The sequence below is a fragment of the Undibacterium sp. Rencai35W genome (assembly GCF_049340185.1).
Classification (GTDB): Bacteria; Pseudomonadota; Gammaproteobacteria; order Burkholderiales; family Burkholderiaceae_D; genus Undibacterium.
The window spans coordinates 193,742-213,347 of record NZ_JBMPPC010000007.1; the positions used below are offsets into that span (position 1 = coordinate 193,742).

16 protein-coding genes are annotated in these 19,606 nt (G+C 51.8%); 10 read left to right on the forward strand and 6 right to left on the reverse strand.

The window, feature by feature from the left end:
- Positions 1-47 precede the first annotated feature (47 nt).
- Together ACO0K3_RS15995 and ACO0K3_RS16000 are read left to right on the forward strand one after the other, a co-directional pair.
- The gene (locus ACO0K3_RS15995; protein WP_422986276.1) at positions 48-791 is read left to right on the forward strand and encodes a metallophosphoesterase family protein; all 744 of its coding nucleotides are present in this window, start codon (positions 48-50) and stop codon (positions 789-791) included.
- A 1-nt stretch (position 792) separates the two neighbouring features.
- Entirely contained in the window at positions 793-2,319 is a 1,527-nt protein-coding gene (locus ACO0K3_RS16000) for a protein kinase domain-containing protein (RefSeq protein WP_422986278.1), read from the forward strand.
- Positions 2,320-2,521: 202 nt separating this feature from the next.
- On the opposite strand, the gene ACO0K3_RS16005 is transcribed toward ACO0K3_RS16000, so the two are convergent.
- The 5 genes from ACO0K3_RS16005 to ACO0K3_RS16025 all read right to left on the reverse strand — a co-directional run bounded on the left by ACO0K3_RS16005 (position 2,522) and on the right by ACO0K3_RS16025 (position 10,084).
- On the reverse strand, positions 2,522-2,740 hold the full coding sequence (locus ACO0K3_RS16005; RefSeq protein WP_422986280.1) for a hypothetical protein: 219 nt from the start codon (positions 2,738-2,740) through the stop codon (positions 2,522-2,524).
- 36 nt (positions 2,741-2,776) lie between these two features.
- Entirely contained in the window at positions 2,777-3,172 is a 396-nt protein-coding gene (locus ACO0K3_RS16010) for a DUF423 domain-containing protein (protein WP_422986282.1), read from the reverse strand.
- Between the two features lie 80 nt (positions 3,173-3,252).
- Positions 3,253-4,431, reverse strand: a complete 1,179-nt coding sequence (locus tag ACO0K3_RS16015) for a tetratricopeptide repeat protein (RefSeq protein ID WP_422986284.1) — start codon at positions 4,429-4,431, stop codon at positions 3,253-3,255.
- 311 nt (positions 4,432-4,742) lie between these two features.
- On the reverse strand, positions 4,743-6,209 hold the full coding sequence (locus tag ACO0K3_RS16020; protein WP_422986286.1) for a peptide MFS transporter: 1,467 nt from the start codon (positions 6,207-6,209) through the stop codon (positions 4,743-4,745).
- 299 nt (positions 6,210-6,508) lie between these two features.
- Entirely contained in the window at positions 6,509-10,084 is a 3,576-nt protein-coding gene (locus tag ACO0K3_RS16025) for an indolepyruvate ferredoxin oxidoreductase family protein (protein WP_422986288.1), read from the reverse strand.
- A 389-nt stretch (positions 10,085-10,473) separates the two neighbouring features.
- Between ACO0K3_RS16025 and ACO0K3_RS16030 the strand changes: the two genes are divergently transcribed.
- The 4 genes from ACO0K3_RS16030 to xerC all read left to right on the forward strand — a co-directional run bounded on the left by ACO0K3_RS16030 (position 10,474) and on the right by xerC (position 15,383).
- Positions 10,474-12,801 (forward strand): methyl-accepting chemotaxis protein, encoded by a 2,328-nt coding sequence (locus ACO0K3_RS16030; protein WP_422986290.1) that lies wholly within the window; start codon positions 10,474-10,476, stop codon positions 12,799-12,801.
- A gap of 68 nt (positions 12,802-12,869) precedes the next feature.
- Complete coding sequence (dapF, locus tag ACO0K3_RS16035; RefSeq protein WP_422986292.1) at positions 12,870-13,724, forward strand: diaminopimelate epimerase; 855 nt, start codon at positions 12,870-12,872, stop codon at positions 13,722-13,724.
- 20 nt (positions 13,725-13,744) lie between these two features.
- A complete protein-coding gene (locus ACO0K3_RS16040) occupies positions 13,745-14,401 on the forward strand; it encodes a DUF484 family protein (RefSeq protein ID WP_422958870.1) in 657 nt (218 codons plus the stop codon).
- Between the two features lie 55 nt (positions 14,402-14,456).
- Positions 14,457-15,383: a tyrosine recombinase XerC gene (gene xerC / locus ACO0K3_RS16045; RefSeq protein WP_422986294.1), complete on the forward strand. Its 927-nt coding sequence runs from the start codon at positions 14,457-14,459 to the stop codon at positions 15,381-15,383.
- 105 nt (positions 15,384-15,488) lie between these two features.
- Here xerC and ACO0K3_RS16050 read toward each other — a convergent pair whose 3' ends face one another.
- Positions 15,489-16,196, reverse strand: coding sequence for a type 1 glutamine amidotransferase (locus ACO0K3_RS16050; protein ID WP_422986296.1), 708 nt, complete (start codon positions 16,194-16,196; stop codon positions 15,489-15,491).
- A 358-nt stretch (positions 16,197-16,554) separates the two neighbouring features.
- On the opposite strand from ACO0K3_RS16050, the gene ACO0K3_RS16055 reads away from it, so the two are divergent.
- From ACO0K3_RS16055 to ACO0K3_RS16070, 4 genes are all read left to right on the forward strand, one after another.
- The gene (locus ACO0K3_RS16055) at positions 16,555-17,088 is read left to right on the forward strand and encodes a Fur family transcriptional regulator (protein ID WP_422986298.1); all 534 of its coding nucleotides are present in this window, start codon (positions 16,555-16,557) and stop codon (positions 17,086-17,088) included.
- A gap of 34 nt (positions 17,089-17,122) precedes the next feature.
- Positions 17,123-18,193 (forward strand): CobW family GTP-binding protein, encoded by a 1,071-nt coding sequence (locus ACO0K3_RS16060; RefSeq protein ID WP_422986300.1) that lies wholly within the window; start codon positions 17,123-17,125, stop codon positions 18,191-18,193.
- 229 nt (positions 18,194-18,422) lie between these two features.
- The gene (gene dksA, locus ACO0K3_RS16065; protein ID WP_262838172.1) at positions 18,423-18,827 is read left to right on the forward strand and encodes an RNA polymerase-binding protein DksA; all 405 of its coding nucleotides are present in this window, start codon (positions 18,423-18,425) and stop codon (positions 18,825-18,827) included.
- A gap of 369 nt (positions 18,828-19,196) precedes the next feature.
- On the forward strand, positions 19,197-19,604 hold the full coding sequence (locus ACO0K3_RS16070) for a hypothetical protein (protein WP_422986302.1): 408 nt from the start codon (positions 19,197-19,199) through the stop codon (positions 19,602-19,604).
- The last annotated feature ends 2 nt before the right edge of the window (positions 19,605-19,606 follow it).

The window sequence follows — 19,606 nt, forward strand, 5'->3', positions numbered from 1 at the left end:
TACGCCACGTAGCATCCAGTTATTCCATCACCGACAGACTGATCACCATGTTGCTAGCCATCCTGACCGACCTGCATGCAAACCGCGAAGCGGTCGAGGCGTGCATCGCCCATGCAGAACAACAAAAGGCCGGTCAGTACGCGTTCCTGGGGGATCTGGTTGGCTATGGCGCCGACCCCGAGTGGGTAATGTCCACAGTCATGGCCTACGTCCAACGCGGCGCTTATGCGCTGATGGGCAATCACGATATCGCGATACTACAAGACGATCGTCAGGGCATGAACCCGATTGCACGGCAGGTCGTCGAATGGACGCGCTCGCAACTCAGCGATGCGCAGATTGCCTTCATCCGCAACCTGCCCTATCGCATCGACCTGCAAGACCTTCTGCTGGTTCATGCTAATGCCTGGGCACCTGACGAATGGGAATATGTTGATGGCGTGATGGAAGCCATGCGCAGCATGCATGCAACAAAAGCGCAGGTGACTTTTTGCGGCCACGTCCACATGCCAACCCTGTACCACATGACGATGACGGGCAAGACCGGCGAATTTCTGCCAACGCCGGAACATAGCATCCCGCTGAGCAAGCAACGACGCTGGCTGGTCATTCCCGGTTCGGTCGGACAACCGCGCGATGGCAATCCGGCTGCATGCTACGCCACCTTTGATACCAATACTCAGGAACTGACTTACTTCCGCGTGCCTTACGATAACGAAACCGCCGCCAAAAAAATTATCGCGGCGGGTCTTCCGGTCAGCCTCGCCCAGCGCCTGATGACAGGGGACTAAATTGAGTGATTTGAGCCCAACCAGCGCGTCCGGTAACGCGTCATCCAAGCAGTACAATCAGAACGGTTCAACGCCCAACACACCCCACCAGAGCCTCAAACCAGGCATGGACGTGAATGGCTACCGGCTAGAAGAAAAGCTGCACACAGGTGGCATGGCTGCATTGTGGCGCATCACCGATCTGCAAAAACGCCATCGGTCCGAAAGTAGTGATATTGATAAAGGCACCGTCAGCAATCCGCCATTGATCATGAAAGTACCGCTGCTATTTTCTACCGATGATCCAACTGCGATCGTCGCGTTTGAAGTCGAGCAAATGATCATGCCCAAACTCAAGGGCAAACACGTGCCGCGCTACTACGGCTCCGGCGATTTTGATACCCAGCCGTATATCGTGATGGAGCATATCGCCGGTACTTCGTTGCGCAGCCGCTTCGAAGAATCGCCGCTACCGGTAGAAGAAGTCGTCACCACCGGCATCAAAATCGCGCATGCTTTGCAAGACCTGCACCGCCAGCATGTGATTCATCTGGATATCAAACCAAGCAATATCATGTTCCGCGCCGATGGCACGGCAGTGCTGATCGACTATGGCCTGTCACGGCATGACAAATTGCCGGATCTGCTAGATGAAGAATTTCGTCTGCCGCTAGGTACCGGCCCCTACATATCGCCAGAACAAGTGCTAGGTGTCCGCAACGAGCCGCGCAGTGATTTGTTCGCCCTCGGCGTGCTGCTCTATCACCTCGCCACCGGAGAGCGGCCTTACGGTCACCCGACCTCTGTCGCCGGCCTCAAAAAACGTATGTACCGCGATCCTATTCCGCCGCGCAGCCACAATCCGCTCATCCCGAACTGGCTGCAAGAAATTATCCTGCGCTGCCTCGAAGTCAATCCCGCTGCGCGTTTTGACACCGCGGCTCAGCTCGCTTTTTTACTCCAGCATCCGGATCAGCTCACGCTCACCGAACGTGCCGATAAGAGCAATCAGGACGGCTATTTATCCGTACTCAAACGCCGCTTTCAGGCTGCTGGCGCAGAACCGTTGTTGCAGCACAGCGTCTCCGACCAGCTCTCACAAGCCCCCATCATTGTCGTCGCCCTCGACCTGAGCAATCCCAATGCATCCGCTTCACTAAGCGACAACCTGCGCAACATCACACTGCGCATGCTACAAACCAAACAAGGCGCCCGCCTCGCTTGTGTCACCGTACGCAAAACCAATCGCATCGGCATGGACGACAGCATCATTCAACAAGGCCAGAACATCCATGTCAAACAACTGGTCGACCTCAAGCACTGGGCCAGACCACTCAACATCAGCCCCGACAAAATCACCTTTCACGTACTAGAAGCGCACGATCCCGCCGCCGCCATCATCGACTATGCAAACAACAACGACGTCGATCACATCATCATCGGATCAAGAGGCAGCTCAGCATTACGCAGATTTTTAGGAAGCGTCTCATCGCAGGTAGTTGCGGAGGCGCATTGCACAGTGACGGTGGTGAAGGTGAGTGAGAAGTAGAATCGCATATTGATTGCGCAAGGCATAAAATCACTTGATACGTTTAGCGTAGCGGACCGTACATATGCTTGCACGGCATAAGCCTATCATTCCATGAAGCCATGTCATGTCACAAAAAAAATAACATACCATCGTACGATTGCACTACCCTAATCGCACCTAGATTCTGTCTTTCCACACTAAACTCCGGCACTCCGCATATTCATTTCTCCACCTGATTAGCAGCCTGCCCGTCAATCACCTGACGCTGTGCATCTGCGGCTTTTTGTACAGTTTGTTCTACCTCTTTTGCTTTTTGTAGTTGCTCGCGTTGCGGCTCTGCGATGTTGAACGCTGGTGGTTCTGAAGAGACTTTGGGATCTGGTTTTTTGTTGCAGGCACTGAGCAAAGTTAGGATGCAAAGAATGAATATGGTGCGCATGATCGGTTTCCTTCTATAGTCAATTTTTGGCGCGATTCAAAATAAGGTTGTGCCGGATTTCATGTCGCGATATGCAGCCCATGCCAGCATTGCCCAGGCGAGTAAAAAAGCCAATCCGCCTATGGGGGTGATCGCACCCAGCCAGCGTACACCGCTCACCGCCAGTAAATAAAGACTGCCGCTAAAAATCGCGATACCGGTCAGCATCGCAATCGCCGAGCGGGTCAGCCAGATTGATGAGACGCGCGGTATTAGCAAAGCGATGCCAAACAAACCGAGTGCATGGCTGGTCTGGTAGCTGGCTGCTGTGTGCCAGATGGTCAGCATCTCGGGAGACAACATATTTTTTAAAGCGTGCGCACCAAAAGCGCCAGCGGCTACCGCGATCAACATATTGATGGCGGCGAGGATGATGAGGTGGCGTTGCGTCATAGTCTTTGCATCTTTATCGGGTCGTATTTGTATAAATATGGCTGTCTTGTCTGATGCCATCATCATACGCGTTCGCGGCCTTATTGGCGTTGTGCCAGCGCATTCAGACGATCGAGTTTCGCGGCATACAGGGCTTGGTCGTTACGCGTGGTGCTGTTCTCCATCGCAATCGCCATATGCTTGCGTGCCTGCCGGATGTCATCGAGGCGGAAGTAGGCTAGCGCCAGCCAGAACTGAAATTCATGATAATACGGTGCGCGGTCAACCTCTTTGGCAAACCAGTCTCTGGCCTGTACATAGTCGTTATTTTTCATCGCAGCGATGCCACGATCAAAATAATAAAACGGTGGATAAGGTTGCATGCGTTCTAGCTTAGCACGCAACATTTTCGCTTCCTCTACACGTCCCTGTGCCTGGATGACCTGCGCCAGATTGGACATGGCAAGCAGATTGTCTGGCTCCCGCTCTAGCGCAAAGTTAAATGCCTGCTCTGCCTCTGACCAGTTGTGATGCCGCCAGTAAATCACCCCTAACATATTGTAGGAAGATAGATAGGCGGGATTCTGCAACAGCGCCTCACGTGCCCACCAATAGGCGTCATTCAGATGCCCTGTACTGAGCAACTCTGCTGCGCGATTATTCATGTACATCGCGATGATGGTGTTCTCTTCTATCGGCATGACATGCTGGCCGCGGATTTCTTCCGGAGGTAAAAAATCGATGGTCAGGGTCTGATAATAATCATACGATTTAACAGTATCAAAACGCTTTTTACCGAGCACCAGATTCACATGTCCGGCAGAAAAATACAGATTGGCACGACGACTCCAGCTCTCGTCGACAGCTACGCTTTGATACTGTACCGACAAGCCCATTTCCCTGGCAAACGCAGCGGTCATGATGACCAGGGACAGGCAGTTTCCGGATCGCAGCCTGAAAGTGTCCGACGCATTGCGCGTCATCTCGGCATCGTATTCAAGTTTCAGTTGATGCTTGCTATACAGCGCATCGAACAAACCTTTTTGCGCCCCTTTTGTACGCAGTTCGCTGGCAATATCAAAGCTCAGATAATGGCGCATCTCGTCACTGACCGCAAAGATATTGGTCGCATCAACCGGTGTCGCCGGTGGCGTGAAATAAGCGTCATGGAAAAATTGTGCCGGTTGCAAGGCAGCTTGTTGCGCGGTGATCTGAGTAGCACAGCCGGCCATACAGCCAGCGGCTAGCGCAGACCATAACAAGATGAACCAGTTTCTCATGACAGTGTCTCCTAAGCAGGTCAGGAAGGCAGCAACACTAGCTATAAAAACAGGTCGCTGACGAATATCTGTTGATACGGTTTATTTGATTTCCAGTATCCTCGGCTGCACTGCACCTGTCAAATGCCGTGACATCTTAATTGCGAGAACGATGATTGCGAAAACCATAACGGGCTGGTGCGAACTCAATGAGTTTTACCGACGTCAGAATGGCGGTTGTGAAAGCCGACGTGTCAGGGGAACGGCAATTAAAACGCCCTGATCCGCAAGGGAGTCAGGGCGCCAGGGTAGAGCTTGAACCTATGTCAGATTTACGCCTTAGCAGGCCCGTTAGTAATCAGTTTCCTCAATACCGGAATCAGGATAATCAGCACGATACCGACCGCGACACTGCCCCATCCCAGCATGGAAAAAATATGGTGATAAGTTGGATTGGTCGAGCTGGCCATTCCCTCTTTTGCCTCGGGTATCAGCGCAGAAAAATAGCTCGCAAAAATGGATCCAGTTCCGGTCACCAGCATCCAGGTGCCCATCATCACACCCTGATATTGGGTCGGTGCCAGACGCCCGATCATTGCGTAACCGATAGGTGAAATCAGGAGCTCAGCGATACTTTGAAACACAAAACAAATGAAGATCCATTTAAATGCGACCATGCCATTTTCAGCAGCAAATGAGATACCGAGCGGCAGCACCAGAAAGCCCAGTCCTATGATGACCAGAGAGGCGGAAAATTGTCTTGGGATATCAATGTTCCAGCCTTTTTTACGCAAATGATCAAAGAGCATCGCCATCAGCGGACCGCCAAACATGATCACAAAGGTATTGATGTTCTGTATCCACTGAGGCGCGATTTCAAAACCCCAGACAATGCGGTCCACATTGTTATCAGCAAATAATTGCAGGCCACTCGGTGCCATCTGATACAGCGTCCAGAACACCAGGGAACCCAGCGCAAGAATCAGGTACGCCGCCATATTGCGACGTTCTCTGAGATCTTTATGCACATATGTCAGATAGCCCAACACAATGGCAATCGCAACGCTGATCGCCAGTACCAGATAACCGCTGACCTCAGCATGATGCAACATAAACTGCACCAGAGGAACCAGGCCAACCAGGATCAGCAATCCAACTGCCAGGCGCTGTTTAAATTCTTTTGGCGGGGCTTGTAATAACGGCGTGTTCAGATCAGAAATTCTTTTCCAGTTCCAAGCAGCCAATACGATCGCCATGAAGTTGCCGATGGTCGCAAAGATAAACAGACTCTGATAATCCTGCTTTAACTGATACACACCAGCGGCAGAGAATCCGATAAAAAACCCGAGATTCATACCGGCGTAATTCCACAAAAACGCACTCTCGCGCCGGTCATCTTCGGGCTTGAATCTTTGTGTCAGCATCAGATTAATGCACGTCACATTCAGGCCGCTACCGGTCAGAAACAAGGCCAGCCCCCAATATAATTGCGCCGAGCTACCACCAGAGATACACGCACAACCAAGCACCTGCAAGACCATCCCGCCGACGAACAAATTACGGTTGCTGATAAAGCGGCCACCGAGATAGCCGCCAAACAAATGCAAACCATAATTGAACGCACCAAACACACCCATAATCGCCGTCGCATCCTTCACACTGAAACCGAGTTTCTTGGTCGAGTACAACACCAGTGTCGAATACAACACCGCAAAACCCAAAGTCGCAAAAATCTGGATAAAGAATAATGCACCGGCTCCCTCAGGAATCGCCGCTAGTTTTTGTTTGAATGGTGACAAAATGGTCTCCTGGATAAATAGTTGATTTTGTTGTGGGCGTTTTTTATAGATGACATTCTGTTAGGCAGGCTCGTAATAAAGAATTTATATACTCTCTACTAGTATTTTTAAAACACCTAATACAATGTTGCGGGTAAAGCCATTTTTTAAACATTAATGGGGGAGTATATCAATATCTACCTTACTGCTGCCATCAATACGACAAGGGGAAATAAACCCAGCAGGCACAAGAAATAAAAATGGCCGACTCGCGCCGACCATTTTTTTACTGCTTTATCAAAGTTTCCATGCTGACAGACTTACGCCGCCTTTTGCGCTTGCGGTCTGGCATTGAATTCTGCCAGCAATTGCGCCTCTTTCGCTTTTGCTGCGGCGAAGTGGCGTTCCTTGACATGACCGTAACCACGGATGTCTTCCGGAATACTCGCAATCGCGACGGCTTTTGCTACATTGTCGGCATTCAGCTGAGTGAGTAATTTACTGACTGTGGCTTTGTAATCGACCGGCAGAGCGCGTTCCATCTTACGTTCTGCGGTATAGCCGAAGACATCGAGCGCACTGCCACGGAGGGATTTGAACTTGGCGAGCAGGCCAAAGGCTTTCATCATCCATGGACCGAATTGCTGTTTGATCAGGTGACCCTGGCTGTCGGTCTTGGCGAGCAATGGCGGTGCGAGGTGGAAGTTGATTTTGTAATCGCCTTCAAACATGCCAGCGATTTTTTGCTGGAATTTACCATCGGTGTACAGTCGGGCGACTTCGTATTCATCTTTGTACGCCATCAGTTTAAACAGATATTTCGCTACGGCTTCGGTCAGGCGTAATGGCTTGCCATCGGCGATGGCTGCTTCTGCCGCTTTGACTTTATTGACGAATTCACTGTATTGCAGGGCGTAAGCGGCATCCTGGTACTCGGTCAGGAAAGCGATACGCTTGTTAATGGTGTCGTCGGTGGTTGGAGCGCGTTTGAGCTCGATGACCTGGGCTGGCGTGACCAGTTTTTTCACCGCCGCCAGATCATGCGCCGCGACGCGTCCCCAGTTGAATGCCTGCTTGTTGAAGTCAATCGCGACGCCATTGAGTTCAATCGCACGCATCAGTGCTGCTTCGCTTAAAGGCACGCTGCCCTTTTGCCATGCAAACCCGAGCATGAACATATTCGAGGCGATGTTATCGCCCATCAGAGCCGTCGCCATGCGCGTGGCGTCAACCATGTCTACGCGGTCTTCACCACAGGAATGGCGAATTTCAGCTTCGGCGCTCTCACCCGGAAAAGTCCAGTCAGGATTCTTGATGAAGGTGGATGTCGGAGAAACAGACGAGTTGACCACTGCGCGGGTGCGGCCTTCGCCCATCCGGGACAACGCATCACGACTGGCAGTCACGACCTCATCGCAACCGATGACCAGATCTGCCATGCCGGTACCGACACGGGTGGAATGCAGGTCACCCGCATTGTCCGCAAGGCGCACATGCGACATCACCGCGCCGCCTTTTTGCGCCAGACCAGTGATATCCAGTACGGAGCACGCTTTGCCTTCCAGATGTGCCGCCATCGCCATGATCTGCCCAATGGTGATCACACCGGTGCCGCCGATACCGGTTACGAGCACGTTCAAAGGCTCCGTCGTTGCCGGCAATACCGGTGCTGGCAAGCTGGCGACATCGAGTGCGGTGCCTTGTTCTACTTTGGCTTTAGCTGGTTTTTTCAGCTTACCGCCTTCGACAGTGACGAAGCTTGGACAGAACCCGTTCACGCAAGAAAAATCCTTGTTGCACGAAGATTGATTGATCTGACGCTTGCGGCCAAATTCGGTTTCTAGAGGTTCGACGGACAGGCAATTTGATTGCACGGAACAGTCGCCGCAACCTTCGCAGACAGCTTCATTGATCACAGCGCGTTTGGCCGGATCAGGGAAGCCAGGCTTGCCATCCTTGTCAAATTTTTTCCGGCGGCGACGCTTCTCGGATGCGCAGGTCTGGTCATAAATCATGGCCGACACGCCTTCGATTTCACGCAACTCGCGTTGAACAGCATCGAGCTCGCTGCGGTGGCGTACGGTCACGCCGGGTGCCCAGTTGTAATCTGCCGGATATTTTTCCGGCTCGTCCGTCACTACGATAATCGGTGTGACACCTTCGGCGGCGATCTGACGTGAAATCATGCCAGGATCAAGCGGACCGTCAAACTCCTGTCCGCCGGTCATCGCAACGGCGTCGTTGAATAAAATTTTGTAGGTGATATTGACATGCCCGGCAACTGCCGCACGTATCGCCAGCAAACCGGAATGGAAGTAAGTACCGTCACCCAGATTGCTAAAGACATGCTTCTCCGTCGTGAACGGCGCCTGACCGACCCAGGTCACGCCTTCACCGCCCATGTGACTGAAAATCGTGGATTCGCGGTTCATCCAGGTCACCATGTAATGGCAACCGATACCCGCCAGAGCGCGGCTGCCTTCCGGCAATTTGGTCGATGTGTTGTGCGGACAACCGGAGCAAAAATGCGGGATGCGGTCCTTGTTCGGATCAGGTTTGGCGGCGATATTTAGCGCGGCTTCTTTTGCCTCTAAATAAGCGACGCGCTCTTTGACGCGCTGCTCTACCGGATGACCAGAAAAATATTTGGTGATGCGTGAGGCAATCGCGCGGGCGATCTGCGCTGGGCTTAATTCATACGTCGCTGGCAGCAACCAGTCGCCATGGCCAGCGTGATCGAGATCGCTCCATTCGCCGGTATCATCAAACTTGCCAACCACGCGCGGACGCACATCGTCTTGCCAGTTGTAGAGTTCTTCTTTGAGTGCGTATTCGAGAATCTGACGCTTCTCTTCGACCACCAGAATCTCGTCGAGACCTTTGGCGAATTCGCGTACGCCTTGTGATTCAAGCGGCCAGGTCATGCCGATTTTATACAGACGGATACCGATGTCGGCAGCAGTTTGTTCATCAATACCGAGATCCGCCAAAGCCTGACGTGTATCGAGATAGGATTTACCTGCCGTGATGATGCCGACCTTGGCGCGCGGACTATCCCAGATAATCTGGTTGAGCTTGTTGGCGCGGGCATAAGCTAAAGCACCATACCATTTGTAATTGATCATGCGTGCTTCTTGCGCGAGCACAGGATCGGGGGTACGGATGCTGATGCCATCAGCTGGCATCTGGAAATCACTCGGAATAATCGGCTTGATACGCTCAGGATCGATATCTACGGAGGCACCGGATTCCACGACTTCGGTCACGCATTTCATCGAAACCCAGAGGCCGGTGTAGCGTGACAACGCGATACCATGCAAGCCGTAATCCAGATATTCCTGTACCGACGAAGGGTACAGGACCGGAATGCCGCACGCTTTCAGAATATGTTCGGACTGATGTGCGGCGGTCGAGGATTTCGCAGCGTGGTCATCGCCTGCAATGACCAGTACACCACCATGCTTGGACGTACCCGCCAGGTTCGCATGCTTAAACACGTCACCGCAACGATCTACGCCAGGACCTTTGCCGTACCACATCGCAAATACGCCGTCGTATTTAGCACCCGGGAACAGATTCACTTGCTGCGTACCCCATACCGAGGTCGCGGCCAGATCTTCGTTCACGCCAGGATGAAATTTGACATGCGCTTTTTCCAGATGTTTTTTGGCTTTAGCGGCAGTCAGATCGACGTTGCCCAGTGGTGAGCCGCGATAGCCTGAGATAAAACCGGCCGTATTCAATCCGGCTTTTTCATCTGCCTGACGTTGCAGCATCATCAGGCGCAATAGAGCCTGTGTGCCAGTCATGAAAGCGCGTCCGCGCTCCAGGGTAAATTTGTCGTCCAGCGTGATGTCATTGTCGATCAACGTCTGTGACTTGATGGGTGCATTCATGGGGTCTCCGTGCTTTTTAGTGTTGGCGGGGTAACGCCTCTGACAACCTGGTTCACCTTGTGAGTGAATCATATACCTCTTGCGAGCTTGCCACAGTAGCACGGTGTATTGCCAGTCTCAATGGACAGTGCACAACAAATAGACCAGTACAGTACGACTGACAGATACATCAAGTGTACTGGTAGGTGAGCTACAGAGATTTTCTTGAAATACGTTCCAGAGAGTAAATTATTTTGTATATTTGCCACAATCTAACAACGATCAAGCCACTAAAATCTGCGAAAATGATTCTGAGGCAAATTGCGGTTCAAACTGTATCACCCCAGATTTCATTGAAAACAAATCTCAGGTGAGACGCAATAAAAAGCACGACTACTCAAGAGGACAGCATGGCCAATTACCAAGAGCTCGTCAGTCGTATCATGCACCCCTGCTCCGTTATCATGGGGAAAATAAGTCTGCGTACCAAACTGCTTTGTATGGCAGCCACGTTCGCGTTACCGATGCTGATCCTCAGCGTTAATATCACTCTCAAATACCAGCAAGACCTTGATATCGCCGCTGAAGAAGCGAACGGCATCGGCTTATCCAGACAGGTCATGGACCTGATCATAGAAACACAAAAACACCGCGGCCTCACGAATCTCAAATTCGCCGGACAAGATGTAGAACAGCCGCTGACAGCCACTCGCGGCAAACTCAAGGATCAGCTCAAACGCATCAATGACCTGGTAATGGCCTCTCCGGCACTAGAGCTAGGCGCATCATGGAAAGCATTATCTGAACAAATACAACAGTTGGCAGATGGCAAACTTGCCGCCACGGCGGCTGACAATCTGAGCCAGCATCATCAACTCGTCGCTGAAGGCATACGCTTTTTACTACTGGAAGCAGAAAAAACCGGACTAGTGCTGGATCCTGAGGCAGCCACTTACTTTTTAATGGATACCGCGATCCAGAAAATGCCGTCGTGGATAGAAAATCTCGCTCAATTACGTGGCCTGGGATCAGGCTTTGCTAAAAAAGGGGATCTCGACTTCGCTGATAAAGCCGTTTTAATTTCAAAAATAGAGGCGCTCAGAGTTGCCCTGAACGCAGTGGTTGATACCAATCCGTCTTTACAGCGTGCCAAGGAAGAAATTCCCGTCTCGCAAAAAGCCGCTGTTGAGACCAGTGACGCCTTTATTGCCTCTGCTAAAGCCAATTTGCTAGGAGAAAAAGTCAGCATTGATGGCCCTGCCTTCTTTGAGCAGGGAACCACGGCGATCAGCAAATTACTGGCATTTCAGACCGATGTCTTGAACCGGCTCGACATCCTGTTGCAAGAACGCGTAAAAGACTTTGCCTTCAAGCGGAACATGACTATCTGGATCATTGTCATCGCTTTCCTGTTTACGACCTATCTGGTGTATGGCTTTTATCGTGGCTTTGTAAGGGCTCTGAGCGCGGTATCAGAAGCATCAAAATCAGTTGCCTCCGGCGACCTGACTACCCAGATTCATATCCATGGCAAAGACGAGCTGGCGCAGACCGGACTGGTGCTGGAGAATATGAATTTCAATTTATCCGGACTGGTCGCCAATGTCCGTAGCAATGCCAGTATGGTCTCGCAACTGGGCAATCAGCTCGCAACCGGGATCGGCGATCTGTCTATCCGCACGGAACAACAGGCATCGAGTCTGGAACAGACCTCGGCCAGTGTCGAAGATCTTGCCGAGACTGTGAAAAAAAATGCCGAGAGCGCGAGGTCGGTCGATATTCTTGCCTCAAAGGTCAGACTGATTGCCGAGTCCAGCAGCACCACAATGAGCGCCGCAGTTGACTCCATGCAGGGCATACAAACCAGTGCGTTGAAAATGCAGGAAATCGTCAGCCTGATTGACACGATTGCCTTCCAGACCAATATCCTCGCGCTGAATGCTGCGGTCGAAGCAGCACGCGCCGGTGAGCAGGGACGCGGCTTTGCGGTTGTCGCCGCAGAAGTACGCAATCTCGCCCAGCGCAGCGCAGGCTCGGCCAAAGAGATTAAATTATTGATCGATGATTCGGTCAATCGCGTCAAAACCGGCGTATCACAAATCAATGAGGTGAATACGACCCTGACGGACATCGTCGATGGCATCCGCAATCTGGCGGGCAATATCAATTCCATTTCTACCGCATCAGAAGAGCAAAGTAATGGCCTCGCGCAGATTTCTGAAGCAATACGTCATCTCGACGAAATCACGCAGAGCAACGGACAGATGGCGGAGCAAGCCAAGAATTCATCGATTCTGCTGGAAGAACGCGCTATCGGTTTAGCTAAAGCCGTATCCTCATTCAAGCTCCGGCAAGGTACAGCGGACGAGGCGCTGATGTTTGTGAACAAGGCAGTCCATTTGTATCAAAGCGCTGGCCGTAATGCGCTGCCCATGATTACGGCAGATAAAGACAAGCAATTTGCCGATCGCGACATGTATGTGTTCGCCTTTGATCGCAGCGGGCAATACCGCGCATTTGCTGGCAACGCGTCAAAACTGCAAGTCAATCTGCTAGAGGTCACCGGGCTCGATGGACGCAAACTGGTCTCCGATGCATTTGCCATTCCCCAAAGTGGCGGCTGGGTCGATTACACCATCTTGAATCCGGCAACCCGCAAAGTCGATGCAAAAATGTCGTATATCGTGCCGGTATCCGATGATCTGGTGCTGGGATGCGGCGTGTATAAAATTGTCTGACACGCATTGACAAAAAGATCGGCACAATCGTCTGCAAGTCGCCGCGCTGAGCGCGCTATAATGTGTTGATGAAACTCAAATTCACCAAAATGCATGGCGCGGGCAACGATTTCGTTGTGATCGACGCCATTAATCAAGCTATTTCGTTCACGCCCGCGCAATGGAAACTGCTGGCAGACCGGCGCTTTGGCGTGGGTGCCGACCAGATTCTGGTGGTCGAACAATCGCCGAGTGAGGGCATTGATTTTCGCTATCGCATCTACAACGCAGATGGCGGCGAGGTTGAACAATGCGGTAACGGTTCACGCGCTTTTGTACGCTTCGTCATCGATAAAAAACTCACCGCCAAAACAGCGATCCGGGTCGAAACCATGTCCGGCGTGATTGAGCCGCGACTCGAAGCCGATGGCAGCATCACCGTGAACATGGGGGCACCGGTTCTGCTGCCTGCCGATGTCCCGTTTGACGCCACAGGACTGACCGCTACAACACAGGGACGTGATGCGCTCTGGCCTCTGGAAATCAATGGCCAGACGATTCTGTTCTCCACCGTCTCCATGGGCAATCCGCACGCCGTACAAGTCGTCGGCGACACCAGCACCGCTGCGGTCGCCACGGACGGCCCGGTGATTGAACATCACCCGCGCTTTCCACGCCGGGTCAACGCTGGCTTTATGCAAATCGTCTCACCTCAACACATTCGTCTGCGCGTGTTCGAACGCGGCGCAGGTGAAACGCTCGCCTGCGGCACCGGCGCCTGCGCGGCTGCCGTTGCGGGAATCCGTCGCGGTCTGCTGGAGTCCCCTGTACGGGTCAGCATGCAAGGCGGTGAGCTATCGATTGCCTGGCAGGGCGAAGGACAACCCGTATATTTAAGCGGTCCGGCTGTCACTGTGTTTGACGGCGAAATCGACATTATCTAATTTACCGACATTGACCAAGAATGAATTCCTCTGATATCGCCGAGTACCTCGCCAGCCATCCGCATTTTTTTGAAGAACATGCCGAGCTCCTGTCCAGCGTCAAACTGACCAGCCCGTTGATGGGGCGAGCGATTTCGCTGCAAGAACGCCAGATGGAAGTCGTGCGCGAAAAGTATAAAGTGCTGGAACTACGCATGTCCGATCTGATGCGTCTGGCGCAAGAGAATGATGGGATTACGACTAAATTCCAGAGCTGGACGCGGTCGTTGCTGCTGGCACGCAATGACGTCGATCTGCCGCATATCCTGACCCAGGGCTTACAGGATATTTTTACCGTTCCGCATGCAACGCTGCGCCTGTGGCAAGTCGCCCCCGATTTTTCCCATACCTGGTTTGCCGAGCCTGTCAGCGAAGACGTACAGTTGTTCGCCAAAGGTCTGGTGACGCCATATTGCGGCAGTAATCATGATTTTGAAGCGGCTGGCTGGATCGAATCCGATCACAGTATTCAGTCGCTGGCGATGCTGCCTTTACGCCTGGCACCCGGCTCCGCTACGTTTGGTTTGCTGGTATTGGGCTCGCCTGACGCGGCTCGTTTTACCAAAGAAATGGCAACTGATTTCCTGGTGAAAATCGCGGACACCAGCAGCGCTGCGCTGAACTGCCTGATCGACTGACGATTCACGCGCATCTATTTTATTTATATCAATCCCGCACAATCCATCACACACCATGACCGCTGATGCGCCCCGGACAGAGATTCACGATTATCTGGAGGTCCTGCGCACTCAGCGGCAACTCTCGCCACATACGGTAGAGAGCTACCGGCTCGATTTACTCGAATTAAAAAAATTTGCTGGTGAGTTTAGTCTTGCCAACCTGAGCTATCACCAGATCCGGCGTTTTACGTCACAGCTACATGCACAAGAAGTGAATCCGCGCTCGATTGCACGCAAGCTCTCGTGCTGGCGCGGCTACTACCGCTGGCTGGCTGAGCAGATCACTCTGCCAGCGAATCCTGTCGATGGCATTAAACCGCCGAAAAAAAATAAAAGCTTGCCCAAAGCCTTAGGCACCGATGATGCGGTGCGCCTGGTCTCGCAACACCGCTCTGACACCGCGAGCCAATGTGCGAACCGGGCGATGTTTGAATTACTGTACTCAAGCGGATTGCGGGTGTCAGAACTGGTCGCACTCGATATCAGCCAGTCCATTGAAAAAGCACACATCAGCCTGGGCTGGGTCGATCTCGAACAGGCTGAGGTGCATGTCACCGGCAAAGGCAATAAACAGCGCATCGTTCCGGTCGGCCGCCATGCCATAGATGCACTGTTCGCCTGGATTGCCGTACGTCCGACGTTGCTAAAAGCCGATCCCCATCCCTTATTTTTAAGCGAGCGCGGCAGCCGTATCTCGCAACGTCTTGTACAACTACGAATCAAGGCGCATGCGCAGTCGCTGGGCATTCCGGCCGATGTGACGCCGCACGTCATGCGTCACTCATTTGCCAGTCATGTGTTGCAATCCTCAGGCGATCTGCGGGCGGTCCAGGAAATGCTGGGGCATAGCTCGATTGCCGCGACCCAGATCTATACCTCGCTCGACTTTCAGCATCTGTCCAAAGTCTATGACCAAGCGCATCCCAGAGCGAAGAAATAATATACTCCCCCTTATTTTATTAAAAATAGGCTTGATCTCACCCTTAAACAGGGCGCATTAAAATATACTAGGGATGAGTATATTTAAATCATCATCAAATACCGCTCATGCATGCCAATGCTGCCGCCATGCATCGAGACGCTGGTAGAACCAGTCACGCACGATACGATAACGAGCCACATCGTGCTCAAGTTCTTCGCTACTTTGATTACCTTCGCATGATGCGGCAGACAAACGCGGCAAAGGCGACGCATCACCAAAGAAATTATTTAACTCCGCAACCGATGCCGCATTCCATTCAGGATGAAATTGCACAGCAATCCGTCGCTCGCCATGGGTCACATATTGCTGAGGACAAGCCGGACTGCTGGCGTGCAATACGGCTCCCGGCGGCAAACTAAAACTATCTTCATGCCACTGCAATACCGCCATCTCGCCACCATGAGTCAATTGCACCTGGCTCCAGCCGCCTTCTTTTTCGGTTGCCGGAATAATCTCTGCCCCGAGGCAGCTTGCAAGTAATTGCGCTCCCATGCAAATTGCGAAAACCGGCGCATCTAGCTCCAGGATTTGCAGCAGCCACGCTCGTTCACGTTGCAACCACAACGGAGGACGGTACACCGCACAAGGGCCACCCAGGATAATTACTGGCCCCGCGCCCACCTCCGGCACCTCCCCCAGATCAGCGCGCATTATGTTGAGATACACACCTCGCGACGCTGCCCACAAAGCAATCTCTCCCGGCCCTTCGGCAGAATGATGCTGAATCACATTGAGTGATAGCTTGACTGGATTGAATGGTTGGTCTGGCATAAATGAGTAGTCGTGGGGTATGCAATCTGCCCCTCAAAACACAGGCACAGAGATGCAGAAGATGCACCAACACAAAGAGAATATCAATGCATCAGTGCTTTTCTCTGCCACTGTTGCTCATCTGCATCTCCGTGCCTCTGTGGTGAGAGGTTTAGGGTTTTATGTAAGTCTATAACGGCATTACAGATTGATGAGAAGGTCCAAGCGCGGTCACTGAGGCTGACTAAATAAGCGCCGGGTTTCTTCGTATCGCCATCAAGGCATTTTGCAACTGAATTGCATTTTCAGGCATAATACCGCAAAGTACTACACAGAATGCATCGTCACTACCGCCGTTTTGCTCTCACCGATTTTCATCATGACAGCCGCCACCCGTAAAAAATCACCCACACTCTCTCAGACCGCAAACGAGGTAAGAGCTCTGGCCGAACAGATGCTGCAGCAAGCGACGATCCGGGTAACAGAAGCACGCACCAGCGTCCTGACAACCTTGCTCAATACCAGCCGCGCCTTATCGCACCAGGAGATCCAAGATACGCTGCCGGAGATGGACAGAGTGACGCTATACCGTGCACTTGACTGTCTGACCGATGCCGGTCTGGCACATAAGATTGCAGGCGATGACAGGATTTTTCGCTACAACACAGGAAGCGACGATCAGGCACATGTTGCAACGAGCGGCATACAGCATCAGCATGGTCATTTCAAGTGTACGCGCTGCGCCAAAGTGTTTTGCCTTGATGAAGAACAGCATTGTACAAACCAGTCACATCATCACCCATCCCTTCAGGATCAGTTACAGGCGACCCTGCAAGCGACACTCGGTAAGGGTTTTCAAAATCACGACATAGAACTGACCATCAAAGGCTGGTGCGCCGAATGCGCCAGATAACACGACAAAACGCACAAAGTACAGAAAGACAGTTATGGCATTAATTCCCACCACGATACTGACCGGCTTCTTAGGCTCAGGTAAAACCACGTTGCTAAACCGGATTCTGCAAGAAGACCACGGCCACAAAATCGCTGTGATTGAAAATGAATTCGGCGAAGAGAATATCGACAACGATATTCTGGTACAGGACCGTAATGAGCAAATTATCGAGATGAATAATGGCTGTATCTGCTGCACAGTTCGCGGCGATCTGATTGTGGCCCTGAGTAATCTGATACAGCAAAAAAATGACGGCAAGATCGACTTTGATCGTGTCGTGATTGAGACGACAGGCCTTGCCAATCCGGGACCAGTTGCGCAAACCTTCTTCGTCGACGAAGAAGTCGGCAGTTATTACATGCTGGATGCCGTTGTCACCATGGTCGATGCGCGCCACGCTATGCAACAACTCGACGAGCACGAAGAAGCGCAACGCCAGGTTGGTTTTGCCGACAAAATTCTGCTGTCTAAAACCGATCTGGTGGATGCAGAGCAAGTCCGCACCTTGCGACAACGCCTGAGCCGCATGAACCCGCGCGCTACCATCAGCATTGCTGATTTTGGCAAAGTGGCGATTAGCGAAGTGCTGGACCTGAAAGGCTTCAACCTGAACGCCAAGCTCGAACTGGATCCAGATTTTTTACAGGCTGAAGCCGCTCACGAACATGCTGATGAACACATTGACGAGCATCATGTGCATGACGAACATTGCGGACATACTCATGATGAGCATAGCCATCATGATCATCATCACGCCCATCATTCCGATGATATCGCCGCCTTTGTATTTAAAAGCACACAGCCATTTAATACCGCGAAACTCGATGAATTTTTAGGCGGACTAGTTAATGTATTCGGTCCGCGCATGCTGCGCTATAAGGGCGTGCTCCTGATGGATGGCGCTGATCGCAAGGTCATTTTTCAGGGAGTGCATCAAATTATGGGCACGGATGTCGGCATGAAATGGGGTGACGACGAGTTGCGCGAGAGTAAGATGGTGTTTATTGGCAAAAATTTACCTAAAGAAGTATTTATTGATGGTTTAAAACTATGTTTGGTATAAACTAGCGGGCTACTGAATTGGGGCAACCGCTTTTGCCGCTCCAGCAATGTAAAAGGCAAACTTCATCAGGATGTCATTTACTTTGTCAGTAAGGGGAGGATAATGGCTAGCCAAATGCAGATTCAATGCAATTTAGCTATTACTTGTATGTTAATCCGTCGTATCGAAAGTCAGCGAAGTGGCAACTAAATCACCTAAATCGACTGCAACAGTCAATGCGCCCGCAGCTCTGCTCACCGAAGAAGAAATTCTGAAGATGGGCGAGAAGGACTACATGAATGCTGCACAACTGGCATTTTTTAAAGCCCGTTTGCAACAGCTAGAGAAGGATTTGCTGAAAAACGCCGACGAAACTACCGAACATCTGCGCGAAACCGTGCTGGTTCCGGATCCGGCTGACCGCGCTACCATTGAAGAAGAACACGCGCTGGAATTGCGTACCCGTGATCGTGAGCGTAAATTGTTGAAAAAAGTTCAGCAATCCATCGCCAGCATCGACGAAGGCGACTATGGCTGGTGCGAAGAAACGGGCGAGCCTATCGGCGTTCCACGCTTGTTAGCGCGACCGACAGCAACCTTGTCTCTGGAAGCACAACAAAGACGCGAAATGAAGCAAAAACTGTACGGCGATTAATCCTCGGCTTACGGTGAGTCAATAGCGTGCATTATCCATGCACGCTTTTTTTGGCAAAATGTGTGCAACCCAGTTGCAATTAATGAGTACGTAGTCAGCGATTGAGGACGTTTATGCAAAAGAATGTCAGTTTTTTGCCACACTACCGGATGCATCAATAACCACAATCCATGCGCTAGTTTTTTAGCGAAACAAGCGATCGTCAGATCATTCTCTTGTAAGAGATATGATGCGAACTTAAATGACGCAGGCTTGTCATAAAACAGGCCGCAAATAAATATCCTCATGGCGACATGAAAAGACAGCAAATGACACGCAACATCACAGCAATAGACCTGAGCATTTTTTTGTAAGAATCACGAAATCTGCATGCGACTTTTTTCTCTATCCCGTCCACATCACACAGCTCGCTTGCTGCTGTGGATACTGCTGCCCGCATTATTGCTGGCGCAGTGGATAGGGCAAAGTCACAAAATCGCCCATGCTGGCTGGAGCAATGGCAAGCCCGCCTACAATGTGCTCGTCAGTCAGGCGCAGAACCCGTCTGCAATCACACTCTTAGACGCGTTCAGTCAGCCATTTGGCGACGATAAACAAGTACACTCCTGCGCGTTTCTTGATGCACTCACAGCCGCAGACTGTCTGCATGCAGTAACGCCGCAATTACCGGATTTAGCCGGCACCGCCATCCCCGCCGACCTGCCTGCAGAACAAAGCTGGCAAGCGCCTTTGCAACTGCACTTTTCCTCCCGCGCACCACCAGCTTCTCTCTCCTGATC